The organism is Rhodococcus sp. 2H158, from assembly GCF_053764755.1.
The window spans coordinates 1-25,364 of record NZ_JBSNCE010000014.1; the positions used below are offsets into that span (position 1 = coordinate 1).

Annotated in this window: 25 protein-coding genes and 1 pseudogene; 7 read left to right on the plus strand and 19 right to left on the minus strand. The window is 71.7% G+C overall.

The window, feature by feature from the left end; translation table 11 throughout:
• From ACWPOB_RS15110 to ACWPOB_RS15140, 7 genes are all read right to left on the minus strand, one after another.
• Positions 1–507, minus strand: a 507-nt coding sequence (locus ACWPOB_RS15110) for a 1-acyl-sn-glycerol-3-phosphate acyltransferase (RefSeq protein WP_455401321.1), incomplete at its 3' end; no start/stop codon positions are given.
• Positions 504–1,580 (minus strand): NAD-dependent epimerase/dehydratase family protein, encoded by a 1,077-nt coding sequence (locus ACWPOB_RS15115; RefSeq protein WP_044475927.1) that lies wholly within the window; start codon positions 1,578–1,580, stop codon positions 504–506. The genes ACWPOB_RS15110 and ACWPOB_RS15115, both read right to left, overlap by 4 nt.
• A gap of 236 nt (positions 1,581–1,816) precedes the next feature.
• Positions 1,817–1,918, minus strand: a complete 102-nt coding sequence (locus tag ACWPOB_RS15120; RefSeq protein WP_003402602.1) for a 30S ribosomal protein bS22 — start codon at positions 1,916–1,918, stop codon at positions 1,817–1,819.
• 202 nt (positions 1,919–2,120) lie between these two features.
• Complete coding sequence (locus ACWPOB_RS15125; protein WP_003937551.1) at positions 2,121–2,357, minus strand: helix-turn-helix domain-containing protein; 237 nt, start codon at positions 2,355–2,357, stop codon at positions 2,121–2,123.
• Between the two features lie 121 nt (positions 2,358–2,478).
• Positions 2,479–3,297, minus strand: a complete 819-nt coding sequence (gene proC / locus ACWPOB_RS15130; RefSeq protein WP_100057164.1) for a pyrroline-5-carboxylate reductase — start codon at positions 3,295–3,297, stop codon at positions 2,479–2,481.
• A gap of 49 nt (positions 3,298–3,346) precedes the next feature.
• Positions 3,347–4,201 (minus strand): thioesterase family protein, encoded by an 855-nt coding sequence (locus tag ACWPOB_RS15135; RefSeq protein WP_100057165.1) that lies wholly within the window; start codon positions 4,199–4,201, stop codon positions 3,347–3,349.
• The gene (locus tag ACWPOB_RS15140; protein WP_455401322.1) at positions 4,198–4,869 is read right to left on the minus strand and encodes a MerR family transcriptional regulator; all 672 of its coding nucleotides are present in this window, start codon (positions 4,867–4,869) and stop codon (positions 4,198–4,200) included. Before ACWPOB_RS15140 ends, ACWPOB_RS15135 begins: the two co-directional genes overlap by 4 nt.
• Before the next feature lie 82 nt (positions 4,870–4,951).
• On the opposite strand from ACWPOB_RS15140, the gene ACWPOB_RS15145 reads away from it, so the two are divergent.
• Positions 4,952–5,371, plus strand: coding sequence for a hypothetical protein (locus tag ACWPOB_RS15145; protein ID WP_100057167.1), 420 nt, complete (start codon positions 4,952–4,954; stop codon positions 5,369–5,371).
• Here ACWPOB_RS15145 and ACWPOB_RS15150 read toward each other — a convergent pair.
• The 3 genes from ACWPOB_RS15150 to ACWPOB_RS15160 are packed head-to-tail and all read right to left on the minus strand — an operon-like array spanning position 5,327 to position 8,398.
• Positions 5,327–6,289, minus strand: a complete 963-nt coding sequence (locus ACWPOB_RS15150; RefSeq protein WP_100057168.1) for a sugar phosphate isomerase/epimerase family protein — start codon at positions 6,287–6,289, stop codon at positions 5,327–5,329. The two genes, ACWPOB_RS15145 and ACWPOB_RS15150, sit on opposite strands and share 45 nt — an antisense overlap.
• 13 nt (positions 6,290–6,302) lie before the next feature.
• On the minus strand, positions 6,303–7,448 hold the full coding sequence (locus tag ACWPOB_RS15155) for a hypothetical protein (protein WP_455401323.1): 1,146 nt from the start codon (positions 7,446–7,448) through the stop codon (positions 6,303–6,305).
• On the minus strand, positions 7,445–8,398 hold the full coding sequence (locus ACWPOB_RS15160; RefSeq protein WP_165039248.1) for a Ppx/GppA phosphatase family protein: 954 nt from the start codon (positions 8,396–8,398) through the stop codon (positions 7,445–7,447). The genes ACWPOB_RS15155 and ACWPOB_RS15160 overlap by 4 nt, the downstream gene beginning before the upstream one ends.
• A gap of 45 nt (positions 8,399–8,443) precedes the next feature.
• On the opposite strand from ACWPOB_RS15160, the gene ACWPOB_RS15165 reads away from it, so the two are divergent.
• Positions 8,444–9,274 carry a hypothetical protein gene (locus ACWPOB_RS15165; RefSeq protein WP_455401415.1) on the plus strand — a complete coding sequence of 277 codons (831 nt, stop codon included), beginning with the start codon at positions 8,444–8,446 and terminating at the stop codon, positions 9,272–9,274.
• Here the strand turns inward: ACWPOB_RS15165 and ACWPOB_RS15170 are convergent.
• The 3 genes from ACWPOB_RS15170 to ACWPOB_RS15180 form a co-directional block, all read right to left on the minus strand.
• Positions 9,256–9,945, minus strand: a complete 690-nt coding sequence (locus ACWPOB_RS15170; protein ID WP_100058358.1) for a response regulator transcription factor — start codon at positions 9,943–9,945, stop codon at positions 9,256–9,258. The genes ACWPOB_RS15165 and ACWPOB_RS15170 overlap by 19 nt on opposite strands.
• A gap of 77 nt (positions 9,946–10,022) precedes the next feature.
• Positions 10,023–11,210, minus strand: a complete 1,188-nt coding sequence (locus tag ACWPOB_RS15175; RefSeq protein WP_100058357.1) for a sensor histidine kinase — start codon at positions 11,208–11,210, stop codon at positions 10,023–10,025.
• A 147-nt stretch (positions 11,211–11,357) separates the two neighbouring features.
• On the minus strand, positions 11,358–12,104 hold the full coding sequence (locus tag ACWPOB_RS15180; protein WP_006936001.1) for a phosphoglyceromutase: 747 nt from the start codon (positions 12,102–12,104) through the stop codon (positions 11,358–11,360).
• A 132-nt stretch (positions 12,105–12,236) separates the two neighbouring features.
• On the opposite strand from ACWPOB_RS15180, the gene ACWPOB_RS15185 reads away from it, so the two are divergent.
• The gene (locus tag ACWPOB_RS15185; RefSeq protein WP_455401324.1) at positions 12,237–14,003 is read left to right on the plus strand and encodes an FAD-dependent oxidoreductase; all 1,767 of its coding nucleotides are present in this window, start codon (positions 12,237–12,239) and stop codon (positions 14,001–14,003) included.
• 137 nt (positions 14,004–14,140) lie between these two features.
• A complete protein-coding gene (locus ACWPOB_RS15190; protein ID WP_455401325.1) occupies positions 14,141–15,757 on the plus strand; it encodes an FAD-dependent oxidoreductase in 1,617 nt (538 codons plus the stop codon).
• A gap of 4 nt (positions 15,758–15,761) precedes the next feature.
• On the opposite strand, the gene ACWPOB_RS15195 is transcribed toward ACWPOB_RS15190, so the two are convergent.
• Positions 15,762–17,348, minus strand: coding sequence for an AMP-binding protein (locus tag ACWPOB_RS15195; RefSeq protein ID WP_455401326.1), 1,587 nt, complete (start codon positions 17,346–17,348; stop codon positions 15,762–15,764).
• A 198-nt stretch (positions 17,349–17,546) separates the two neighbouring features.
• On the opposite strand from ACWPOB_RS15195, the gene ACWPOB_RS15200 reads away from it, so the two are divergent.
• Positions 17,547–18,554, plus strand: coding sequence for an AraC family transcriptional regulator (locus ACWPOB_RS15200; RefSeq protein WP_455401327.1), 1,008 nt, complete (start codon positions 17,547–17,549; stop codon positions 18,552–18,554).
• Between the two features lie 118 nt (positions 18,555–18,672).
• Positions 18,673–19,869, plus strand: coding sequence for a serine hydrolase domain-containing protein (locus ACWPOB_RS15205; RefSeq protein ID WP_100057549.1), 1,197 nt, complete (start codon positions 18,673–18,675; stop codon positions 19,867–19,869).
• A gap of 90 nt (positions 19,870–19,959) precedes the next feature.
• Here the strand turns inward: ACWPOB_RS15205 and ACWPOB_RS15210 are convergent, their stop codons facing one another.
• The 4 genes and pseudogenes from ACWPOB_RS15210 to ACWPOB_RS15225 form a co-directional block, all read right to left on the minus strand.
• Positions 19,960–20,298 carry a transglycosylase family protein gene (locus ACWPOB_RS15210; RefSeq protein ID WP_100057550.1) on the minus strand — a complete coding sequence of 113 codons (339 nt, stop codon included), beginning with the start codon at positions 20,296–20,298 and terminating at the stop codon, positions 19,960–19,962.
• A gap of 379 nt (positions 20,299–20,677) precedes the next feature.
• Positions 20,678–21,196, minus strand: a complete 519-nt coding sequence (locus tag ACWPOB_RS15215; RefSeq protein WP_006936013.1) for a type III secretion system chaperone family protein — start codon at positions 21,194–21,196, stop codon at positions 20,678–20,680.
• Positions 21,193–22,530 (minus strand): annotated as a pseudogene (gene mshA / locus ACWPOB_RS15220) (D-inositol-3-phosphate glycosyltransferase). The gene ACWPOB_RS15215 and the pseudogene mshA overlap by 4 nt, the downstream one beginning before the upstream one ends.
• 93 nt (positions 22,531–22,623) lie before the next feature.
• The gene (locus tag ACWPOB_RS15225) at positions 22,624–23,325 is read right to left on the minus strand and encodes a winged helix-turn-helix transcriptional regulator (protein ID WP_100057551.1); all 702 of its coding nucleotides are present in this window, start codon (positions 23,323–23,325) and stop codon (positions 22,624–22,626) included.
• 63 nt (positions 23,326–23,388) lie between these two features.
• Between ACWPOB_RS15225 and ACWPOB_RS15230 the strand changes: the two genes are divergently transcribed.
• The gene (locus ACWPOB_RS15230) at positions 23,389–24,567 is read left to right on the plus strand and encodes an acyl-CoA dehydrogenase family protein (protein WP_455401328.1); all 1,179 of its coding nucleotides are present in this window, start codon (positions 23,389–23,391) and stop codon (positions 24,565–24,567) included.
• Here the strand turns inward: ACWPOB_RS15230 and ACWPOB_RS15235 are convergent.
• Complete coding sequence (locus ACWPOB_RS15235; RefSeq protein WP_455401329.1) at positions 24,542–25,363, minus strand: alpha/beta fold hydrolase; 822 nt, start codon at positions 25,361–25,363, stop codon at positions 24,542–24,544. The genes ACWPOB_RS15230 and ACWPOB_RS15235 overlap by 26 nt on opposite strands.
• Position 25,364: the final 1 nt, after the last annotated feature.

Genomic DNA, 25,364 nt, shown 5'->3' on the forward strand with positions numbered 1-25,364 from the left:
ATCGAGAACATTCCGGCCGACGGCCGCGAGCATGCGCAGCGGACGATGGGCGAGGTCGTGCACCGCGACGGAGGTCATCAGCGCGTCCACCGGCAAGGTGCCGGCATGGTTGGCGACGATCAGCGCGCGGCCGTCGGCCGGAATGTTCTCGATGCCCCGCACCTCGACGCGGAACCACTTCTCGAACAGCGGCCGCAGCGCGGGCAGCAGGACGTTGTCGGTGAAATGCGGATCGAAGCCGAAGTCGTCCACCTCGTAGTCGCCCGTGATGCGGCGCCGGAGGAACTCGGCGGTACCGGTGATCTGCCCGACCAGTTTGTGCCGCAGATCGTCGAGGAACCCGTCGGCCGCCGTCTCCTGCACGGGCAGCTCGGGGCGCTCGGGTGGGGTGGGGGAGCCGAGTCCGTACGTCGACGGATGACCGGAACCGGCGCCCGGGCGTGCGGCCGCCCGCCGCGCCGACCCCGTCCCACCGTGGAGCGGGATCACCTTGGCAACTTCTGTCATCGCGCCTCCATCCGCTCTCCGAGCGCCGAGAGCAGGACCGACTCGGTTCGATCGACCCATTCCGTCCTGACGACTCGCCGCAGTCCGACGTTGCGGGCGAAGTCGTCGAGTGCCTGCTTGGTGGTCCACCTCGGCTCGAAGCCGAGCTCGGTGCGCATCCGCGTGGTGTCCAGGCCGCGCCCGAAGTGGAAGTAGTCGAGTTCTTCCTTGTTGAACGACTTCATCACCGGCCCCATCAGTGCCTGCCCGACGGTGCGGAACAACCCGTAGGGCATCGGCACGGTCAGTCCGCCGGCCCGCCGCACGGCCTGCGACATCATCACGATGCCGTCGCCGGCGACGTTGTAGGTCCCGGGCGGCCCCGCGACGGTGGCCCGTTCGAGCGCCGAGAGGGCGTCCTCCTCGTGCAGCAACTGCAACCGGGCGTCGCGACCGAGGATGGTGGGCACGATCGGAGAGGTGAGGTACCGCGAGACCGAGCCGGGCATATGGTTGCCCACCGTCGGGGCGAGACGCAGGATCGTCGCGGCGATATCGGGCCGCCGGCGCGCCATGCCGCGCAGGTAGCCCTCGACCTCGATCATGTCGCGGGCGAAGGCGCCGGTCGGCCGCCGCCGCGCGCTCATCTCCTCGGTGAACTTCGCGGGGTCCTTCGCGCTCGAGCCGTACACCACGGACGACGAGCGCAGCACGACGCGCCGCACGGACGGGGTCTTCTGGCACACGGCGAACAACTGCATCGCGCCGAGGACGTTCATGTCCTTCATCGCGGCGCGGCTACCGGACTTGGGAGCCTTGGTGAGGGTCGACGCGTGGACGACGGTGTCGACGTCCATGTTCCGGATGACCTTGCCGATGAGGGGGTTGCGGATGTCGGCGAGCACGAACTCGGCGCGGCCCATGCGCCGCAGCATGTCCTTGGTGGGCGATTGGGTGTCGACCGCGATGACGCGCTCGACCGCCGGATGCTGCGCCAGCCGGGTGACCAGGTAGCCACCGAGGAATCGGCTCGCTCCGGTCACCAGGGCCACCCTCGGCGGGTCGATACCGTCGATCTCCGAACTCACCCACATACCCCCTGCCGTCACTCCGGTCTCTCACGATACGGTGACTTTCGCAACAAAGCATTACACCGGAGTAACCGATCACCGGAAAGCCCCCTCTAGCGGGACCTTCGGCCCCGGTGCGCACACTCCGCATTCCGACCGAACCGGACATTCCGCTCGCCGGCCGCACCGCCGGCCGCCGACGAGCCGGCGGAAACGCTCGATGCCCGCCACCGCGGGGTGACGGGCATCGGGAGATCGATCTACTTGCCGAGTTTACGACGCTGCACTCGGGTGCGGCGGAGCAGCTTGCGGTGCTTCTTCTTCGACATGCGCTTGCGGCGCTTCTTGATCACAGAACCCATCTGGGTTTTCCCTCACGTTCTCTCTAGCGTTCCTGCGCGCACGCCGGTGACGTACGCCTGTTGTCGACGCTGGGCCTCGTGGTGACGAGCTCAGCGCCTCACGACACCGGGTGGCCGGTACGACGACAAGCAATCCTACCGGGGCGGGTTTCGATCGGTGAAACCGAGGTCCGCTCCGGGTTCGATTGCGGTCGTCGACCGCTCAGCCGACGTCGAAGTAGGACGTTTCCAGGTAGTCGTGCACAGCCTTGGCGTGCACCCGGAACGAACGCCCCACTCGCACGGCGGGCAGTTCCCCGCTGTGCACCAGCCTGTACACGGTCATCTTCGACACCCGCATCAGCGCCGCCACCTCGGCGACGGTGAGGAACTGGGTGCCGGAGAGAACCGACTGACCGTCCTCGGGTTGACCCTTCGACGGTTTGCTTCCAGATACCATTACACACCTCCGGCACGTCCCGCGCCGCCGGCTTCCCCTCCGGCGGAACAGACACGCACGTGCTCAATCGAGCTTAGCGTGACCAATGGTTCCCGTGCGACGATGCGCGCGACGAATTTCCTCAATCACCGGACGAACCGAGGGCCGCGGAGCGGTCCCGGGCCGCCGCCAGCGCCTCGTAGAACGCCGTCCGGACGCCGCCACGCTCGAGTTCCCGGATCGCCGCCGCGGTGGTTCCGCCCGGCGATGTCACCGCTGCACGCAGGTCGGCGGCGTTCTCCCCCGACCGGGCGAGCATGGCCGCCGAACCGGTCATCGTCTGCACCACCAGCTCGGTGGTGGTCGCCCGCGTCAGGCCCAGAGCGACGCCCGCATCGATCATCGCCTCGGCGACGAGGAAGAAGTATGCCGGGCCGGAACCGGACACGGCGGTGACCGCGTCGATCTGGGACTCGGGAACCACCGTCACGGTACCCACGGACTCCAGGATCTCGCGCGCCAGCGCCAGATGGTCGGACTTGACGTGCCGGCCGGCGGCGATCACGCTCGCACCCTCCCCCACCAGCATCGGGGTGTTGGGCATGACGCGCACGACCGGCGATCCGGCGGGCAGCTTGTTCTCGTACCGCGACGTGGGCACGCCGGCCACCAGCGACATCAGCAGCTTCTCGCGGTCGCTGTCCAGGTCGGCCTTGCCCAGATCCGCGAGCACCACGTCCACGTCGCCCGGCTTGACCGCGATCACCAGCACATCGGCACCTTCGGCCGCGTCGGCGATCGAGTCGGTGACGCGGATCGAGTACTCGGTGGCCAGCTCCTCGGTCCGGGCCGGGAACTTCTCGACGACCACCAGATCCTTGGTCGCGAATCCACTCTGCAGCAGCCCCGAGACCAGCGCCTCGCCGATCCTGCCGCCACCGATCACCGCAATTCTCGTCATGGGCAACAGCCTGCCACGACCGTTGTCGTGGCCCGCATCGCCCCGACGATCAGCGCGGGATCATCGCGAGCTGGCGGCTCTGCACGACGACGGCGCCGGTGGCGTCGACGACGGTGTGGTCCTCCTCGAACCAGGCGTTGCCCAGGACCGTGCTGTCGGCCATGATCCGCAGCCAGCCGGGCGCCGGCAGTCGCCGCAGGTAGGCGGTGAGCTGCACGGTCGGAGCCCAGCCGAACAGGCCGCGGTTCATCGTGACCGGGGCCGAGATGTCCCCGGCCATCAGCGCGAACAGCACGGCGGTGTCGACGTCGGCCTCGTCCCCCGGCCACGGCCGCGCCCACATCCGCACCACCGGTTCACCCTGCTCTCCCGCGAGGAAGCGGGCGCTGGTCTCGTCCACGACGAGGTCGGCCCCGCCACACAGGTTCACCACCTGCGCCATGGGATGGCCGGGACCGATGAGGGGCGCGCCGGCGGGCGGCTGCACCGGCAGCCCGGTGACCGGGTGCGGCGCGGTGTATCGCGGCTCCCCCGCGTCGGGCTGCCCGAGCGTCACCGAGGCACGGACCGCGATGCGGTCGCCCTGGGCCAGCTCCACGTCGACCAGACCGACCTGCTTGCCCAGCTTGCGGACGGTGGTGGTCAGCTGCACGTCGCCGGGGTCGGGGGCGGCGACGAACCCGGCACTCACCGCGAGGGGCTGCACGGCCGGATCGGACCCGGCGGCCTGCAGCGCCGACCGGGCCGCCGCGGCGCACACGGCGAGCATGCAACCACCGTGCACCTTGGGGCCGATCGTCCAGACCGGGGCGATGTGGGCGAGCCAGCGATCGGCGCCGGCGGCGTCGAGTGTCGTCAGGTCGCGGAACGGGTGGTTCTCGGGATCGGGCACGGCGTCGGTCACTGCTGCTCCTGGGAATCGGCGACGGGGCTGTCGGGGGAACCGGATGGAAAGAACTCGGTGAAGCGGCGGGCGGCAAGGTGCTGGTGGGCGAGGCGGCGCATCGCGGTGAGGACGGGTTCGTACAGGGCGGTGCCGAGGACCGCCGCCTCGACCGTCGCATCCCGGGACCGGGTGGGCAGCAGGTCGAGGTCGAGCTCGGCGATACCCAGCACGTGCCGTCCGTAGACGTCGATGCGCTCGTCGCTCATCGCCAGACCGGCGGATTCGAGGGCGGCCAGGGCTCGCTCGAGCTGCGCGACGGCCGCGAACCGCGGGTCGTAGAGCTGGCCGAGCCGCTCGAGGACGCGCCGGGCGCGCGGATAGTCGCGGGGTTCGGGCGCGTCGTCGTCGGGCGGGTAGGGCGGCAGCGCGGCGATGGCCCGGCCGAGGGCGACGAACAGCGACTCGTCGGTGCCGTCGAGGAGACGGACGATCTCGCGGATGCGCGGCAGCGGCAGCCCCTGGGCGGCGAGCGCCCGGATCAGGGCGAGGCGGCGGACGTGCCGCTCGTCGTACCGGGCCTGGGTGGCGCTGGTCGCCTCGCCCGGCATCAGCAGGCCCTCGCGCAGGTAGTACTTCACGGTCGCCAGCGGGACGCCGGTGCGGGCCACCAGTTCCGAGATCCGCATTACCACCTCCTCTTGACATCGGATAGTACAACTATCCAGTATTGGATACTGCAACTATCCAATTGTCTGCGAGGAGGACCTCGTGCATCCCGTACTCGTCATCGCCCTCGGCGCCACCCTGCTCACCGTCGCCGGGATCGCCTTCGGCGGCACGTTCCTGCTGCGCGTCGCCGGTGGGCGGGTGCCGGCCAACGATCTGCAGAAGGCCTTCTTCCGGGCCGGTCACGCCCACGCCGGCGTCCTCGTCACCCTGGGGTTGCTCGTGGCGGTGCTCACCGACGCGGTCGGCGCCTCACCCGGATGGGCCGCGGCCGGCGCGCTCGCCGTGCTCGGCTCGGCGATCCTGATCCCGGCCGGGTTCTTCCTGTCCGTGCTCGGCCCCGACCCCCGGCGGCCGGGCGCGATGATCGCCTCGGTGTGGCTCGGCGCCGCCGCCCTCGTCGCCGGGGTGACGATCTCAGGAGTCGTGGTTCTCGGCGCCGGGATCGGCGCCCTGGCCTGAGGCGCGAACCTGCTCGATCGCCGTCGAACGCGGATGCTCGGGCCCGGTGGTGATCGCCAGGCGGGGGGCGCGGTGCAGATGCTCGCGCGCGAAGGCCAGCGCCTGGGCGAGCGCCCGCGCGCGCGCGGACCGGGTACGCGCCCCCTGGGTGCTGACCTCCAGGACGACGTGCCCGGAGAAGTCGCTCTCGGCGAGGAGCCGGCACACCTGCTCACACGGCTGGCCCCCCTCGCCCGGGAGCAGATGTTCGTCCGTCGAAGCACCGTGGCCGTCCGCGAGGTGCAGATGGGCCAGACCACCGCCCATGCGCTCGGCGAGCGCCACCGCGTCCATCCCCGCCGTGGCCGTGTGCGAGAGGTCCAGCGTGTAGTGCGCGAAGCCGATGTCGGTGGGATCGATCGACGGGCTGTAGGCCGACACCGCCCGGCCCGGCCCGCCCCGCTTGCGCATGCGCTGGGCGGTCCGGTCGCGACCGCCGAAGAACACGTCGGCGCGCATCGGGTACATGTTCTCCACCGCGACGACCACGTGACTGCGGTCCTCGAGGTCCGCCACCTGATCCGCGAAGCCGTCGGCGTAGCGGCGCTGCCACCGGAACGGCGGATGCACCACCACCGACGTGGCACCGAACGATTCCGCCGCCCGCACCGACCGCTCGAGCTTCGCGGCCGGGTCCGAGCCCCACACGCGTTGCGAGATCAGCAGGCACGGCACGTGCACCGCCAGCACCGGTACGCCGTACTTGCGCACCAGCGCCTGCACCGCCCGCACGTCCTGGCTCACCGACTCGGCCCAGATCATCAGCTCCACGCCGTCGTAGCCGAGTTCGGCCGCATAGCGGAAGGCCGCCTCGGTGTTCTCCGGATACACCGAGGCGGTCGACAACCCGACCAGGATCTCTCGCGAAAGGACGCTCATGACGACGTGCGGATCAGCCGGTGGGCAGCAGGAACAGCAGCGGACCGAACGTCACGAAGGCACCCACGGCGAGAGCGATGAGTTGGCTCGTGATGTCGTCGGTGCGGCGCAGGATGCGCACCATCGCCACCAGACCGACGATGACCAGCAGTGCGAGCGCGAACGCCACCCACGGCAACGCGTCCCACAACTGTTCGAAGCCCTTGAACAGCAGCGCGCCCGCGATGATCGCGACGACGCCCTCGCCGATCAGCCGCACCCACTGACCGATCGCGCCGCGCGGCTCACCGGTGCCGGACGGGGCCTCGTCCGGCTCCGCCGCGGACGGAGTCTCCGCCGGGGCGGCAGTGCCGCGGCGACGGCGTGACCGCGCGGACCGCTCCTCCGGCTTCTCCTCGTCCGGCTCGTCCGCGGCGACGGGCTCGCCGATCGTCTCGGTGTCGCCGTCGGCGGTGTCGTCACCGTTGCCCCGCAGATCGCTCGCGGGCCCGGACAGCAGCCTCGGCTCGGGGGCGTCGGCGGGCCGCACCGGCGCGCTCGCGGTCACCTCGGCGTGGGCCCGCGCCCGTCGCGGCAGGACGGCCGGGCGGATGATCTCGGTCGGCGACTCGACCTTCACCGGCTGCACCCGCTCGGCGGCTGCCGGCTCCTCGCGCGTCCGGGGCGGCGACGGCGGGACCGGGGTCTCCGGCTCGGGCGGCTCGACCTTCGGCGGCTCCAGTGCGAGGGGCTCGACCTTCGGCGTCGCCGGCGCCACGGGCCCCGCCTTCGCCGGTACGACGGACCCCGCCTTGGCCGGCACGACGGGACCCGCCTTCGGCTTCGCCGGTACGACGGGCTCCACCCTCGGCGTCGCCGGCACCGCGGGCTCCGCCTTCGCCGGCACGAGGGACTCCCCCTTCGGCGCCGCAGGCTGGGCGGACACGACCCGCTCGGCCTCCGGAACCTCGGCCTCCCGAGCCTTCGTCTCCGGAGGCTCGGTCGGCTCGGGCTCCGGAATGCTGACGGGAATCTCTCCGGTCAGTTCCGCGACCGAGATTCCCCCGCTGACGCCGCGGCGGCGACGTCCGCCGGCGCGGGAATTCACCTTCTGGCCGTTCCGGGCCAGCAGCTCCGCGACGGAGATCTGCCCGGTGTCGGTGCTGTGACCGTCCGTCATTGCGAAACCACCATCAATTCGCCCCCCATCTCGGTGTCGAGTTTGCGGAGGATGAGCCCCTCTCGCAGGGCCCAGGGACAGATGTCGAGCGTCTCCACTCCCAGCGCACGCATGGCGGCCTCCGCGACCAGCGCACCGGCGACGATCTGCTGCGACCGGTCGGAGCTCACGCCCTCGAGCTCGGCACGGTCCGCGGCCGTCATGCGGGAGATGAATGCGATGAGCTGACGCAGCCCGGCGGCGGTCAGGGTGCGCCGCACGCGCGGGCCCGCCGACGACGGGGCGGCACCGGTCAGCCGCGCCAGGGTGCGGAAGGTCTTCGAGCTCCCGACGCACAGGTCGGGAACGCCGGCCGCACGCAGCTCCTGGGCGGGCCGGACGAGCTCGGCGTCGAGCCAGTCCCGCAGCACCGCGACGCGCCGCTTGCCGGGCGGGTCCTCGCTCAGCCAGTCCCGGGTGAGGCGACCGGCGCCGAGCTGCAGCGAGAACGCGCAGTCCGGGTCCTCGTCGCCGCCGAAGGTCAGCTCGAGGGAGCCGCCGCCGATGTCGAGGCACAGGATGCGTCCCGCGCTCCAGCCGTACCAGCGCCGGACCGCCAGGAACGTCAGCCGGGCCTCGTCCACGCCGGAGAGCACCTCGAGTGCGACGCCGGTCTCGGCGCGGACGCGACGGAGAACCGCTTCGGAGTTGTTGGCGTCGCGCACCGCGGAGGTCGCGAAGGCCATCAGCTCCTCGCACCCGGAGGTGCGGGCGATGCCCGCGAAGTCGGCGACCGTCTCGACCAGCCGGTCGGCGCCCTGCGGGGTGATGTCGCCGCGGTCGTCCGTGTTCTCGGACAGACGCAGGGTTGCCTTCGTCGAGCTCATGGGGGTGGGATGGCCACCGCGATGAGCGTCCACCACGAGCAGATGGACGGTATTGCTTCCGACGTCGAGTACCCCTAGGCGCACATACATACGGTACTGGGTCTACCGTCGGGTCCTGTGACAGCAGGTATGCCCGGCGCCGCACACAAGCAGGTCCCGGCCCCCGAAGTTCCCCTCGATTTCCCGCGCGAATGGGTCGAGTTCACCGACCCGGACAACAGCGAGCACGTCGTCGCCGCCGACCTGACGTGGCTGCTCTCCCGCTGGACCTGCGTGTTCGGCACGCCCGCGTGCCAGGGCATCATCGCCGACCGTCCGGACGACGGGTGCTGCTCCCACGGCGCGTTCCTGTCGGACGACGACGATCGCGCCAAGCTGGACGCCGCCGTGAGACATCTCACTCCCGAGGACTGGCAGTTCATGGAGAAGGGACTCGGCAAGAAGGGCTACCTCGAGGAGGACGACCTCGAGGACGAGCCGGCCCTGCGCACCCGCCGCTACAAGGGTGCCTGCATCTTCCTCAACCGGCCCGGTTTCGCCGGTGGCATCGGCTGCTCGCTGCACAAGATGGCGCTGCGGCGCGGCATCGAACCCCTCGAGGTGAAGCCGGACGTGTGCTGGCAGCTGCCGATCCGCCGGACCCAGGACTGGGTCGAGCGCCCCGACGGCACCGAGGTGCTGCGCACCGTCGTCACCGAGTACGACCGGCGCGGCTGGGGCGAGGGCGGCCACGACCTGGACTGGTACTGCTCCGGATCGCCGGACGCCCACGTGGGCGCCTCGCCGGTGTGGCAGTCGTACGCGCCGGAACTGCGCGAGCTGATCGGCGATGCCGCCTACGAGGAGCTCGCGCGGCTGTGCCGCCGCCGCGAGGGGCTGGGTCTGATCGCCGTGCACCCCGCGACGACGGCCGCCGCCGAGCGGACGCCGGAGCCCGTCCGCTACCCCTCGAGCTTGTAGCCGAGGCCGCGGACGGTGACCAGGTGCTGCGGCTTGGCGGGATCGGCCTCGATCTTCGAACGCAGCCGCTTGACGTGCACGTCGAGGGTCTTGGTGTCGCCGACGTAGTCGGCACCCCACACCCGGTCGATGAGCTGGCCGCGCGTGAGCACCCGGCCGGAGTTGCGCAGGAGGTACTCGAGCAGGTCGAACTCCTTGAGCGGCAGGGTGACCGGCTTCCCGGCCACGTGCACGACGTGCCGGTCCACGTCCATCCGCACCGGCCCGGCCTCGAGGATCCCGTCGTCCTGTGCGGACTCGGCGTCGCTCTCCCCGCCGCGGCGCAGCACCGCACGGATGCGGGCGATGAGCTCACGCGCCGAGTACGGCTTGGTGACGTAGTCGTCCGCTCCCAGCTCGAGGCCGACGACCTTGTCGATCTCGCTGTCGCGAGCGGTCACCATGATCACGGGCACGCCGGACCGGCTGCGCAGCTGCTTGCACACGTCGGTGCCGCTCATGCCGGGCAGCATCAGGTCGAGCAGGACGATGTCCGCGCCGGCCCGGTCGAACTCCGCGAGCGCCGACGGCCCGTCGCCGACGACGGTGGTGTCGAAGCCCTCCTTGCGCAGCAGGAACGCGAGCGGATCCGCCAGCGATTCCTCGTCCTCCACGATCAGCACACGCGTCACTGCTGGTCCTCCGTACCTTCCGTTACCTGGTGCATCCGGCTCGCTTCCGTTTCTCGTCGTGGGTGTCGGCATGGTCGTCACCGCTCCGCCGTCAGCGCCGCCCCGCCCTCGCGGCGAGGGGAGGCGATCTGCGGCTCGCGGGGGTCGGCCGAGTGGGCAGGGATCAGGAGCGTGAACGTCGATCCGGTTCCCGGCTGGCTCCACAACTGGATCTCCCCGTTGTGGTTGGCGACGACGTGCTTGACGATCGCCAGGCCGAGACCGGTGCCGCCGGTGGCGCGGGAACGGGCCTTGTCGACCCGGAAGAACCGTTCGAAGACGCGCTCCTGGTCCTCCTTCTCGATCCCGATGCCGCGGTCGGTCACCGCGATCGCCACCTTGCCCGCGCGCAGGGACCGGCTGACCGACACCGGCGAGCCCGGGGACGAGTAGGCGACCGCGTTCTCGATGAGATTGGCCAGGGCGGTGACGAGCAGCGTCTGATCGCCGAGGACCGCGTAGCCGCTGGGGGCGTCGGTGGTGACGGTGATCTGCGCGTTCTCGGCGGTCAGGCGGGTGCGGCGCAGCGCCTCCTCGACGATGTCGTCGACCTCGACCACCTCGAGGTTCGGAAGCTTCTCGGCCCCCTGCAGGCGCGAGAGCGCGATCAGTTCGGTCACCATGTTGCCGAGCCGGTAGGCCTCGCTCTGCAGCCGGGTACCGAAGTGCCGCACGGATTCCGGGTCGTCGGCGGATTCGAGCAGGGCCTCCGCGAGCAAGGCCATCGCGCCCACCGGGGTCTTGAGTTCGTGGCTGACGTTGGCGACGAAGTCCCGGCGCGTGGCCTCCATCCGGACCTGCTCGGAGTCGTCGTAGGCGTAGAGCGCGACGAAGCGCGCATCGTCGTCGAGCAGGCGCCGCGCGACGCAGCGCACCGCGACGCGCTCGCGACCGCGCGGGCTCTTCGCGGTGAGGTCGAGCTCGGTGGGCTCACCGGTCTCGAGGACCCGGGTGGCGGCCGCCCAGGCCGAGTCCTCGACGAGCCGGTTGCGGACGAGGCCGAGTTCCTCGGCGCGCGGGTTGAACAGGATGACGTCGTGGAACCGGTCGACGACGGCGATGCCCGTGTCCGCGCCGTAGACGACGCGGTCGAGCACCTGCGCCATGGTCAGGTCGGCGTCCGTGCGGTCGGTGGCCCGGCCCCGGAGGAGCCGCATCAGCACGATCGCGAACACGGCACCGAGGACGGCGGCCCCGGCGAGCAGCACGGCCTGCACAACAGTCACGTCTCGAATCGTACGTAGGCACGGCGGGACGGTGACAGCGGGTCGGGGCATTCCGCCGCACGTCACGCCGCATGTTCGCGGCATTTGCCGCGTGTTCACCGGCCGTTTCCCGGGGCCGCGGGACGGCTGCCCGCGGCCCCCGGGGGACTACCGTCCGCCCTGGCCGGCGACGGCGGCGGCACCGGCCGCGGCCGCCTCGGGATCGAGGTACGTGCCGCCCGGGTTCAGCGGGCGCAGGTTCTCGTCGAGGTCGTAGCGCAGCGGGATGCCGGTGGGGATGTTCAGCCCGGCGATCTCCTCGTCGGAGATCCCGTCGAGGTGCTTGACGAGGGCGCGCAGCGAGTTGCCGTGGGCCGTGATCAGGACGGTCCGGCCGGCCCGCAGGTCCTGGGAGATGGTCTCCTCCCAGTACGGGATCAGGCGCTCGACGACATCCTTCAGGCATTCGGTGAGCGGCACCTCGTCGACGTCCGCGTACCGGACGTCGCTGTCCTGGCTGTACTTGCTGCCGGGCTCGATCGGGGGCGGCGGGGTGTCGTAGCTGCGGCGCCACAGCATGAACTGCTCCTCGCCGAACTCCGCCTTGATCTCCGCCTTGTTCTTGCCCTGCAGCGCACCGTAGTGCCGCTCGTTCAGGCGCCAGTCACGCACGACCGGGATCCAGTGCCGATCCGCGGCGTCGAGCGCGTAGTTGGCGGTGCTGATCGCGCGGCGCAGCAGCGACGTGTACAGCACGTCCGGCAGGAGACCGTGCTCCGCGAGCAGCTCGCCGGCACGCTTGCCCTCGGCGATCCCCTTGTCGGTCAGGTGCACGTCCACCCACCCCGTGAAGAGGTTCATCGCGTTCCATTCGCTCTCGCCGTGGCGGAGCAACACAAGTGTTCCGTTGGTCATGGGCCAATCCTGGCACGCCCGGGCGGCGGTGCCACGTCCGCACCGTTCGGCGAATCCGCCACGCGGGCCGCACACATCGGATATATGTGACAACGGTTGTTTTCAGAACGACGTCCGGATCGGGGGATTCTCGTGTTCGACACCCGGCTTTCCCGCCGCACCTTCCTCACCGCCCTGGGCGCGCTCGCCGTCGCGCCCACGACCGCTCACGCCGCACCGCGCTCGCCCGCGCTGCGCTCGGGGGGCCGGCGCGTGGCCGTGCTCGGCGGCGGGATAGCGGGCCTGACGGCCGCCCACGAACTGATCGAACGCGGCTTCGAGGTCACCGTCTTCGAACCGACCGCCCTGGGCGGCAAGGCCCGCAGCATCCCGTCGCCGGGCACCGGGGCCGGCGGACGCGCCGACCTGCCCGGCGAGCACGGCTTCCGCTTCTTCCCGGGCTTCTACCAGCACATCCCCGACACGATGCGTCGGATCCCCTTCCCGGGCAACCCGAACGGCGTGTTCGACAACCTCGTCGCCGGATCCGCCTTCCGGATGGCGATCCCCGGCGGGCCCGACCTGACCGCCCCCGCGTCGATCGCGCCGCTGCGCCCCGACGTCCTCGACCCCGCCTCGCTGCAGGAGTCCCTGGCCGCCGCCTTCTCCCTCGGCGGCGCGATCCCCCCGCACGAGCTGGCCGTCTTCACCCGCAAGCTGGTGATGTTCCTGACCAGCAGCCTCGAACGCCGCGCCGGCCAATGGGAGCACCAGACGTGGTCGCAGACGCTCGAGGCCGACGGCAAGTCGCCGGCCTACCGCAACATCCTCGTCTCGGCGCTGACCCGGCAACTGGTGGCCGCCCGGCCCACCGTCGCGTCCACCCGCACCATCGGCGTCATGGGCCAGGCGTTCGTGTGGAACGCGATGGGCACCGTCCCCGCGTACGGTCACCTGGACCGGCTCCTCGCCGCCCCCACGAACGAGGCCTGGATCGACCCGTGGGCCGCGCACCTGCGCGCCCTCGGCGTGCGGTTCGAAATGGGCTGGGCGGCCGAGGCTCTCGACATCTCCTCGGGCTCGATCACCGGAGCCCGGCTGGTGGACGGCAGCGGCGCCCGCGCCGTCGCCGAGGCCGACTGGTACGTCGCGGCGATGCCCGTGGAGCGGGCCGTGCCGCTGTGGTCACCGCGGATCGTCGCCGCCGATCCGCGGCTCGAGGCCATGCGGAACCTGCAGACGGACTGGATGGTGGGCATCCAGTACTTCCTGCGCCGGCCCACCCCGATCGCCGACGGCCACGTCGCCTACCTCGGCTCGCCGTGGGCCCTGACCTCCATCAGCCAGGGCCAGTTCTGGCGCGGGGACTTCGCCGCCCGCTACGGCGACGGCAGTGCCCACGACTGCCTGTCGGTGGACATCTCCGACTGGGACACCCCCGGCATCCTCCACGGGAAGACCGCGAAGGAGTGCACCGCCGAGGAGATCGCCGAGGAGACGTGGGCGCAGATGTCGGCGTGCCTCGACGACACCGGCACCGGCGTGCTCGACGAGAACGACGTCGTCTCGTGGTTCCTCGATCCCGGCATCCGGTGGGACGCCGCGCAGGCCCGCAACACGAACGCCACTCCCCTGCTCGTCAACACCGTCGGCTCGTGGGCCGACCGTCCGGACGCGCGCACCGCGATCCCGAACCTCTTCCTCGCCGGCGACTACGTCCGCACCGACATCGATCTCGCGACCATGGAATCGGCCGGCGAATCGGCGCGGGCGGCCGTCGCCGCGCTGCTCGAGGCCGCCGACTCGCCCGCCGCACCGCCGGCGCGGTACCGCCTGCACGAGCCGCCCGAGCTCGACCCGATGCGGCGGATCGACGCCGACCGCTACCGCGCCGGGCTGCCGCACATTCTCGACGTGTGACGTCGGGCGGGCGCTTCCCGGCGCCGAAAGGGTCCGGAGCGTGGTCACGTCGGCGTGGGACCGGATGCGGCGAATGGGCACGCGCCGGAGCCGGATTCGGACATACTTCCCTCGAACGCGACGAAAGGGCATGCCCGATGAGCGAGACCTCGGTCCTGGTGGTCGGCGCCGGTCCGGTCGGATTGACCGCCGCGCTGGAACTGCGCCGGCGCGGCGTCGACGTCGTGATCGTCGATCGGCTCCCGGAACCGCCGCAGTACGCCAAGGCGGTCGGTATCCAGCCGCGCACGCTCGAGGTGTGGGACGCGATGGGCGTGCTCCGGCCGTCGCTCGACGTGTCCGCGCCGATGCACGGGCAGATCGTGTACGTCGACGGGCAGGAGGTGATGCGCCTCGAACTCGCACTGCCCGAGGACGTGCCGTACCGATTCGTCTGCATGCCCCAGTACGCCACCGAACGGGTGCTGACGCAGGCCCTGGCCGAGCACGGCACCGTCGTGCGCCGCGGCGTCGAACTCACCGGCTTCGAACAGACCGCGGACGGCGTGGTCGCCGCCCTGCGCGACGGCGACGACACGACGCGGCTGGCGGCCCGCTACCTGGTCGGCTGCGACGGCGCGCACAGCGCCGTGCGCAAGGGCCTCGGGGTGTCCTTCGACGGCGACGCGTTCCCCGAGGAGTACATGCTCGCCGACGTCGAGCTGGACTGGTCGATGCCGGCCGGCTACGGCATCCGCGCGTCGACCCGGACCGACGGCTCGACGACGGAGATGATGGTGTGCATCCCGCTGCCCGGCGACGGCCGCTACCGCCTGTCGACGTTCGTCGCGCCGGACCTGGCGACGTCCGCGCCCGGCGTCGGAACCGTCGCGCACGGACTCGAGGGCGGGCGCCGGCCGACCCTCGGTCACATCCAGGCGGTGCTCGACCGGCTGGCGCCGGAACCGACTCGGGCGAGTGCCCTGCGCTGGTCGTCGGTATTCCGGATCAGCCACCGCCTCGCCGGGAACTACGGCGCGGGCCGCGTGTTCCTGGCCGGGGACGCCGCGCACATCCATCCGCCCACCGGGGCGCAGGGCATGAACACCGGCATCCAGGACGCCTACAACCTCGGCTGGAAGCTCGCGCTGGCGGTGCAGGGACGCGCCGCCGACGGCCTGCTCGACAGCTACGACGCCGAGCGCCGCCCCATCGGGGAGGAGGTGGTGGGCCGCACCGTGCGGCACGCCCGGCAGGGCATCGGGGCCGGCGAGACGGACGCGGCGACCGCGATCGCGCGCGAGGCCCAGTTGCTGCTCGGCTACCCCGGCAGCCCGCTCGTGGGCGGCGACGTGCCGGCCGGCGGCGGTCCGGCCCCGGGTGATCGCGCCCCGGATGCGACGGGACTGCGACAGGACGCCGTCGCGTCGCCGCTCCGGCTGCACGAGCTGCTGCGCCACCCCGGCCACACGGTGCTGCTGTGGGCGCCGACGGTGCAGGCGCTCGCGTCGCAGCGGGAGCTGGCCGAGCGGGCGGCGGACCGCTTCGGCGACGCGCTGCGGGCGTACGTGCTCGTGGCGGGACCCGCCGGGACGCCGGCCGACGGCAGGATGCTGCGCGACGACGCGGGCCGCGCCGCGCAGGCGTACGGGTTCGGCGGTGCCGCCGCGGCCGTGGTGGTGCGGCCGGACGGCTACGTCGGGTTCCGGGCGCAGGATCCGACGATCGAGGCGCTCGCGGCGCATCTCGGCCGGATCCTGCGGCCCGGACGGTAACCGGCTACGCCGTCGGCGTGCGCAGATCCTTGCGCAGGATCTTGCCCGCGGCGGACTTCGGAACGATGTCGATGAACTGCACCTGGCGCACCTTCTTGTGCGGCGAGACGCGCTCGGCGACGAACTCGATGACCTCGTCCTCGGTCAGCTCCGCGTTCGGCTGGCGCACGATGAACGCCTTCGGCACCTCCTCGCCCTCGTCGTCGAGCACGCCCACGACCGCGGCGTCGGCGATCTGCGGGTGGGTCAGCAGCAGCGCCTCGAGCTCGGCCGGCGGCACCTGGTAGCCCTTGTACTTGATCAGTTCCTTGAGCCGGTCGACGATCGTGACGTTGCCGGCCGCGTCCACCACGGCGATGTCGCCGGTGTGCAGGAACCCGTCGGCGTCGAGGGTCTCCGCGGTGGCCTGCGGGTTGCCGAGGTAGCCGACCATCACGTTCGGGCCCTTGCACCACAGCTCACCCGGCTCGGAGACACCCTCGCCGGTCGGGTAGGCGACCTCCTCGAGCGTGCCCGGGTCGACCAGCTTGCACTCCATGTTGGCGATCGTCGGGCCCACCGAGTCGAGCGGCACGTCGTCGCCGTCGAACGGGATGGCGTGGCTGACCGGGCTCATCTCCGACATGCCGTAGCCCTGGCGGATCTTGCAGCCGAGCCGCGCGGAGACCGCACCGCCGAGTTCCTTGTCCAGGGGCGCGGCGCCCGAGAACACGGTGTGCACGCTGGACAGGTCGAACTGGTCGACGAGGGGGTGCTTGGCGAGGGCCACCGCGACGGGCGGCGCGATGAACACGTACGTGCACTTCTGCTCGGCGACGATCCGCAGGAACTCCGGCAGGTCGAACTTCGGCATCGTCACCAGCGACGCCCGGTTGTACAGGGCGGCGTTGAGCAGCACGGTCATGCCGTAGATGTGGAAGAACGGCAGCACGGCGAGGACCTTGTCGTCGGCGCCGATGCCCATGCGCGGGTTGATCTGGCACACGTTGGCGACCAGGTTGGTGTGCGTGAGCATCACACCCTTCGGGCGGCCCGTGGTGCCCGACGAGTACGGCAGCACTGCCAGATGGGTGGCCGGATCGAACGACACCTCGGGGGCGGGCGCGTTCTCGGCGAGCAGGTCGCGCAGGGACGGGTGTCCCTCGGCGCCGTCGAGCACGACGAGGCGGTCGTCGGCGATGCCTACCTTGGCCGCGGCCTCCTTCGCGTGCGGCAGCAGCGGGGAGACGGTGAACAGGAACGTCGCCTTGGAATCCCCGAGCTGCTTGGCGATGTCCTCGGCGGTGTAGAGGGCATTGATCGTGGTGGCGGTCGCGCCCGCCCGCAGGATGCCGTGGAAGACGGACGCGAAGGCGGGCACGTTCGGCGAGAGCAGGCCGACGACGTCGCCGACCCCCACGCCGCGCGCCGCGAGGGCCCCGGCGATCGCGTCGATCTGCCCGATCAGGGTGCGGTAGTCGGTGACGGCCCCGGACGCGCCCTCGATCAGCGCCGGGCGACCGAGGTCCGCCTCCGCGATCGAACCGAACAGGAAGTCGTAGACACTCAGTGCCGGGATTTCGACGTCGGGAAACGGGCTGCGAAAGCTCATGGGTTCTCCTCGGGAGCAGGACTCTGTGGCACGCCGTGCCAGACGTGCCGGGAGTACGGTACCTGACCGCTGTGAAGGCAGTCACACGCACGCCGGACATTACCGCGTCGGGGACCGTCGCGTGCCCGGTCGCGCGCGCCCGGCACCCAGCCGATCGGGCAGTGTCGGCGCCCGCCCCGGCGCTCTAGGCTCGGCCGGATGACGGACGTCGTGCATTCGCTGGACCCGTTCTCCGGCTGCGCCCCCTCGCCGGCGACGGTCTCGACGGACTGGGACGAGATCCGGGCGTGGTCGGACCAGGTGTACATGCCCTATCGCGTGCGGCCGAGCGGGCGCCTGCTGCGCCCGCGATCGAGCATGTTCTCCGCCGCGATCGGCGACATCGTGCTCACCCGGTTCCGATACGGGATCCCGGTGACCGTCGACCAGCTCTCGGCCGAGGCCGGCAACATCCTGGTGCTGACGACGATCCGCGGTCACGCCCGGCACCGGGTCGCAGCGGGCGAGGTGGAGATCGACTCCGGCGCCACCTTCGTGGCCGACTGCAGCCGGATCGAGCATCGCGTCGACTTCGACGACGAGCATCTCCAGCTCAACCTGACGGTGCCGCACCGGCTCGTCGCCGACCTCGCCGACCGCTGGTTCGGCGTCGTTCCCGACGACCGTCTGTGGCAGCACAAGTGCGTCGTCGGGGCCGGATCGTCGGGCTGGAACGCGCTGCTCGCGTATGCGGTCCGCGCGATCCGCGCCGATCCGGTGCGCATCGCGCAGGGCCCGCCGGGCGCTCACCTGCAGGAGCTGCTCCTCGGTCACCTCGTCACCGAATGGGCCGCCGCAGCGGGCGTCGCGCTCGACGCCGGCCGGCAGCCGGCCGCGCCGGCGTACGTCCGCCGCGCGGAACGGTACATCCGCGAGCACGCCGCGGATCTGCCCACGGTCTCCGAGATCGCCGCCGCCGTGGGCGTCAGCGTGCGCGCACTGTCGGGCGGGTTCCGCCGCCACCTGGACACGACGCCGAACCGGTACCTGAGCGACGTGCGGTTGCAGCACATCCGCGACGAACTCGCCGCGGCGTCGGCCGAGTGCACCGTCTCCGCGGTGGCGGCCCGCTGGGGCTACGTCAACATGGGCGTCTTCGCCGCCGCCTACCGTCGCCGATTCGGCGAGAACCCGTCGCGGACCCTCGCCCGGGCCCGCGGACGGTGAATGCCGAAATCCGACAGCGCGTGCCGATCGGAGGTGGCCCACGTCACATCCCGGTCCGTAGCGTCCGCATCCGACGCCGGTGAGCCCACCGGCGGCGGACCCGCGCACAGGAGGAACCGTGACAGACGACTTCGCGAGCACCATGGATGCAGCCCTACGGGAACTCACCCACAGCCCGGGGGGCCTGCCGGGCGTGGTGGCCATGCTCACCGACCGGGACGACGTGGTGTATTCGGGGGTGGCCGGGGAACGGGCGGCCGGGTCCGGTACGGCCATGACCGCCGATACCGTGTTCGCCGCCTTCTCCACCACGAAGGCGGTCACCGGCACAGCGGCACTCCAGTGCGTCGAGGAGGGCCTGCTCGACCTCGACGCCCCCGCCGCCCGGTATGTTCCGGAGATCGGGGAACTCCAGGTTCTCGAGGGCTTCGGAACGGACGGCGAGCCCCTGCTGCGCGCGCCGAAACGGGACATCACCACCCGCATGCTGCTGCTCCACACGGCCGGTCTCGGGTACGACTTCTTCGACGAGAACTACCGGCGTCTCGCCGAGGAGCACGGTCAGCCCAGCGTCATCACGGCGTCGAAGGCCGCACTGCGGACCCCGCTGCTGTTCGATCCGGGCGAGCGGTGGATGTACGGCTCGAACATCGACTGGTGCGGTCTGGTGGTCGAGGCCGTCCGGGGCCGGCGTCTCGGGGAGGTGATGCGCGAACGGATCTTCGACCCCCTCGGGATGGAGGACACGGCGTTCACCCTCACCGGCGACATGCGCGACCGGCTCGCCGTCGTCCACCAGCGCGGCGAGGACGGGACCGTCGTACCGATGCCCGAGATGGTGCTCCCCCAGGATCCGGAGGTCCACATGGGGGGCCACGGTCTGTACACGACCGTCCCGGACTACCTGAGGTTCCTCCGGATGTGGCTGCGCGACGGGGAGGCGCCCGGCGGCCGGGTGCTGGCGGCCGGAACGGTCGCCGACGCGGTGCGCGGCGGCCTGGACGGGCAGCAGATCACCGCCCTGCCGGGCGTGATCCCCGCGCTGTCGAACGATGCGGAGTTCTTCCCCGGGCTGCCCAAGAACTGGGCATACACGTTCATGGTCAACGAGGAGCCGGCGCCGACGGGCCGGCCCGCCGGGGCGCTCGGCTGGGCCGGCCTGGCGAACCTGTACTACTGGATCGACCGCGAGAACGGCCTCGCCGGTTTCTGGGCCACCCAGATCCTGCCCTTCGCCGACGCCGTCTCGTTCGGGGGATACCTCGACTTCGAGGCCGCCGCCTACCGCCGGTCGGCCGCGTCGCGGACCCGGTGAGAACGCGACGAACCCCGCGTGCGGTGCGCACGCGGGGTTCGTCCGGCTGCTACGGGCGCGAGCCCGGGCGGCGGCATCAGCGGTGGGGGGTCAGAGGTACTGACCGCACACCGGCCACGCGCCGCGTCCCTGGCCGTCCAGGACGTTCTCGGCGATGGCGATCTGCTGCTCCCGGGTCGCCTGGTCGGCGGTGGGGGCGTACTGCTGGCCGCCGTAGGCGTTCCAGGTGCTCGGCGAGAACTGCAGGCCACCGTGGTAGCCGTTGCCGTTGTTGATGGCCCAGTTCCCACTGCTCTCGCACTGTGCGACGGCGTCCCAGTTGCCGGAGGCGGCGTTGGCGGTGCCGGTGCCGAGGGCGAACGGGGTGACGGCCAGGGCCGCGGTGGCGGCGACGGTGCCGAGGGCGCGCTTGAAGGTGAAGTTAGCCATGATGCGGTTGAATTCCTCTCGCGTCTGCTGGCGAGGCACTGCGGCGGCCGACGATGTCGATCCCGCTGCCCGGATTCGGAGCTGTGCCTCGTCCCTGCCCCTCGATCAGGTATCGAGTTCCGGTCCCGCGGGGCAGAGTCAGCGGCGACGGGCCGGTGTTGCTTGCCCGGTGGTATCGGGCTGATTACGACGCTAGAGACTCATCACGGATCGGTCACGCGCTGTTTTCCGGCACGCCCGTCTCACATTCCAAGATCGGGCGGCAGCGTTTCCCCAGGTGGCGTCCGAGTTATCGCCGTTTCGAAACCGTGTAGTTACACGGCCGTTATGTGACCATGCTCACAGTAATATTGTGGCTCGGGTCACCGATACTGCGCCGTTACGGCTGCGCGTCCTCCACCACGAAGGGCCGGCCGTCCTCGATCAGGTGCCGGAAGGGTTCGAGGTTGCGGAGCGACTCGCCCCGCGAGACCCGCCACTCCCACTCCCGCTTGATGGAGGTGAGGAACCCGAGCCCGAGAATGACGTTGAAATCGTGGTCGGCGGCCTCGAGCACCTGGCCGAGCACCGTGTCCAGTTCGTCCGGAGTGACCGATGCCTCCGACATCCGGCCGACGAGGTAGATGTCCCCGATCTTGTCGAGGGTGTACGCGACCCCGTACAGCCGCCGATTGCGGCGGAGCAGGTACCGGTAGACGCCCTCGAAGTTCTCGTCGGGCTTGCGGCACACGAACGCCTCGATCCGCAGGCCGTGGTTGCCGGGACTGAGCAGCGTCGTCGTCTTGAGCTTGTTCTCCCCCGGCAGGTCGACGACGAAGTGCCCACCCTCCTTGCGGGAGAACTCGAGGCCGCGATCGCGCAGCGTCGCCTCGATCGTCTCGCTCAGTCGCTCGCTCACGCCCGTACCCCCGTCGTCCGCCGGATCTTCCACACTCCGCGTTGCCGGCGCAGCGGGAACTCGCCGGTCCCGAGCGAACGGTTCCGCAGCGCACCGGCCTTACGGTAACTGGCGAGCAGACCCTCCGCGGTGTGCTCCCAGGAGAAGTTCTCCGCGTGCAGGGGCGCGGCCGCCGCGAGGGCAGCCCGCCGTCCCGGGTCCGTGACCAGCGCGCGCAGCGCGGCGGCCCAGTCGTCGGTGCGATGGCCGTCGACGAGCAGCCCGGTCTCGCCGTCGCGCACCGCGACGCCGAGGCCACCGACGTTCGCGGCCAGCACGGGGGTCCCGCAGGCCTGCGCCTCGATCGCCACCAGGCCGAACGACTCGGAGTAGCTCGGCACCGCCACCACGTCCGAGGCGCGGTAGACCTGCACCAACCGCTCGGGTGGCTGCGGGGGCAGGAACGTCACCCGGGCGGCGATTCCGAGCTCGGCGGCCAGTTCGATCAGCGAGTGCGGCCGCTCGAGTCCCGTGCCGGAGGGCCCGCCGACCACCAGCACGCGCAGGGGCACCTCCGGGTCGGCGGACATCGCCGCCGCAGCGGCCCGCAGCAGCACGTCCGGTGCCTTGAGGGGCTGGATGCGCCCGACGAAGGTCACGATCGTCTACCGGGGGTCGAGGCCGAGGCCCGCCCGGGCGGCCGCCCGGTCCCCCGGCCGGTAGCGGGACAGGTCCGCACCCGGCGCCACCACATCCACCCGCGACGGGTCGGCGCCGTAGCTGCGTTCGAGCTGCGCCGCCTCGTCGACCGTGTTGGCGACGAGGCGGTCGGACTCGGCGACCACCTGCTGCTCGCCGATCTGCCGGGCCGCCGGCTCGGGCACGTCACCGTCGGCGAGCGAGGCGTTCTTCACGGCGGCGAGCGTGTGCGCGGTGTGCACCAGCGGGACCCCCCACCGGTCCCGGGCGAGCCAGCCCACCTGGCCGGACAGCCAGTAGTGCGAGTGCACGAGGTCGTAGTAGCCCTGCGGGTGACGGGCCTCCTCCCGCAGCACCCCGGCCGCGAACGCGCACAGCTGCGTGGGCAGGTCGTGCTTGTCGAGCCCCTCGTACGGACCGGCCGCGACGTTGCGCACGAGCACGCCGGGTGCCGCCTCCTGCACCACGGGGTCGGCCGACGACGTCGCCCGGGTGAAGATCTCCACCTCGACCCCGCGGCGCGCGAGCTGCACGGCGGTCTGCAGAACGTAGACGTTCATCCCGCCGGCGTCCCCGGTGCCGGGCTGCGCGAGCGGCGAGGTGTGGACCGACAGGACGGCCACGCGGCGGGGACGGCTGTTCGACTTCGACGTCACTTCTCCATACTGCCCTGCCGCGCATCCCCGCCCGGCTCCGCCCTCCCCTGCGCTCCGACGCGCTGCGGCTGCTCGACGTGGCACCCCGGCCGTTCAGGAATGCTCGCCGGCCTCGAAACCGGCGACGGTGCGGCGCACCGCCGCGTGGAAGGGGCTCCACAGGAACCAGGTCCCGAACTCGCGCACCAGCGCGGACGGCCCGTGCACCTGCACGCTGCCGTCGTCGATCGCCTCGGCGAGGGTCCGAGTGCCGGCGAAGACGCGCATCAGGGCCACCGGTTCCCCGGTCACGTACAGGTCGACGTCGAACCCCGGCGGCTTGCGGCACACCGAGGGCTCGCCCCGGTCCAGGACGATCCACAGGCGAATCGGGGCAGGACCGGTGTAGTCGAACTCGATCACCACCCGCCGCTGCGGCACCCGGTCGCGGTCCACCCGGCGGTGCATCCACCACGTCAGCGTCACCGGGTCGACCTCGGCGGGCAGCGGTTCGGCGAACAACCACTTCACCGCCCACTCCCCGATCGCGACGAGGATCGGGGCGAGTTCGCGGCCGGCCGGGGTCAGGCGGTACTCGCAGCCGCGGGCCTGCGGGACCCGCTCCAGCACGCCCTTGCGTTCGAGGTGCCGCAGCCGGGTGGCCAGCAGGGTGCGGGAGATGCCGGGGAGGCCGCGCTCGATCTCGTTGAAACGGGTACTGCCGTAGACCATTTCGCGCAGGATCAGCGGGGTCCACCGGTCGGCGAGCACTTCGCTGCCGATCGAGACCGGACAGTACTGCCCGTACTCGCGCACATCTCCAGAGTAGGTCCAGAACGTGCACTGGGCGGCATCGATCTGCGCTCCTACCGTCGAGACATGACCACCGTAGACATCACCCAGTCCCCCCGCTCCCGCCCCCGCGAGGAACTCGCCGCCCGCGCCGACGAACTGGGCCGGCGGATCGCCCCGTACGCCCGCGCCCACGACCGCGACGGCACGTTCGTCGCCGAGGCCTACGAGATCCTGCGCTCCGAGGGCCGCCTCGCGCTCGCCGTCCCGCGCGAGCTCGGCGGTGACGGCGCGACCGTGCGCGACGTCGCCACCGTGCAACGCACCCTGGCGCACCACTGCGCGGCCACCGCCCTCGCCTCGTCCATGCACCACCACGTCGTGCTCGCCGCCGCGTGGCGGTACCGGCACGGCGCGCCCGGCGCGGACCGGATGCTGCGCCGCGTCGCCGAGGAGGGACTCGTGCTCGTCTCCACCGGCGGCGCCGACCAGACCCGGCCGCGCGGGACCGCCCGGAAGGTGCCCGGTGGCTACCGCGTCGACGGCCGCAAGGTGTTCTGCAGCCAGGCCCCGGTCGGCGACGTGCTCGCCACCATGTTCCCGTACGACGACCCCGACGAGGGCCGCATCGTGCTCAACATGATGGTCCCGATGAAGGCCGACGGGGTGCGGGTCCTCGACAACTGGGACTCGCTCGGCATGCGCGGGACCGGCAGCCACGACGTCGAGCTGACCGACGTGTTCGTCCCGGACGCGGCCGTGGTCGCCCGCCGCCCGTACGGGGTGATCGACCCGCCGTTCCAGCTGGTGCTCAGCGTCGCCATGCCCGTCGTCGCGGCCGTGTACCTCGGGGTTGCCGAGGCGGCGCATGCGCACGCGACCGCGCTCGTCGCCGGGACGCCGCGGGCCGGCGACCCCAGCGTGCGACGCCAGCTCGGGGTCGCGGCCACCCGCCTGCAGGTCGCGTCGTGGGCCCTCGACGGTGCCCTCGACGTCGTCGGCGACGATCCGGTGCCGTCGATGACCACGGTCGCCGCGGTGATGACCGCCAAGGCCGAGATCGCGCGGGCCGCGATCGAGGTGTGCGACCTGGCGCTCGACGTCGCCGGGGGCCGCGGCTTCTACCGGTCGAGCCCGCTCGAGCAGTGCTACCGCGACGTGCGCGGGGTCAAGTTCCATCCGCTCACGCCGGAGGAGACGCTGCTGCTCGCCGGGGCGCAGGCGATCGAGTCGGCGGCGGCTACAGCGATCCCGCGAAGCGCGTGACCTCGGCGGCGAACCGCTGCGGGTCCTCGACGAACGGGCCGTGGTCGGCGCCCTCCCAGAACGAGGTCGTCGCGTTCGGCAGCAGCGACGCCGCGTGCTCTGCGGCCGAGACGTCGACGACCGAGTCGGCCGTGCCGTGCAGGACGAGCACGGGCGTGTCGAGGCCCCGCAGCAGCTCGTCGTTGCTCACCGTCCGCGCGAACATCGCCGCCCGCACGCGGGGCGGGGTGCACAGGCTGGTGCCGAACAGCGCCTGCGCCGCGACGCCCTTGCCCGCCCCGGGCCCGGTGAGGGCCGTGCCGAAGGCGCCCAGGGCACGGATCGCCGTCGCCGCGTCCTCGGACATCGCGTCGGGGACGGCCGCGCGCATGGCCGCCCCGACCTTGCCGCCCTTCTCGCCCCGCCCGATGCTGGTGATCGCGCCGACCAGCACGATCCCGGCGACGCGGTCGGTGCCGTGCGTCGCGAGGTAGTCGCAGATCACCAGGCCGCCGTAGGACCAGCCGAGCAGCACCGCGCCGTGGGCGCCTTCGGCGTCGAGCACGGCCTGCACGTCCGCGGCCCACAGCTTCGACTCGTCGTATCCGGACTCCGGGGCCCCGGAGTACCCGTGTCCGCGCAGGTCGACGGCGATCACCCGGTGGGTGCGGGCCAGCTCGTCGAGCACGGCCTCGCCCCAGCACCGCGACGACTGGGCCCACCCGTGCAGCAGGACCAGCGGGCGGTGGGCGGGATCGCCGGTGACGCGGTAGACGATGGGGGTGCCGTCGGAGCTCTCGACCTCGCGGATTGTCATG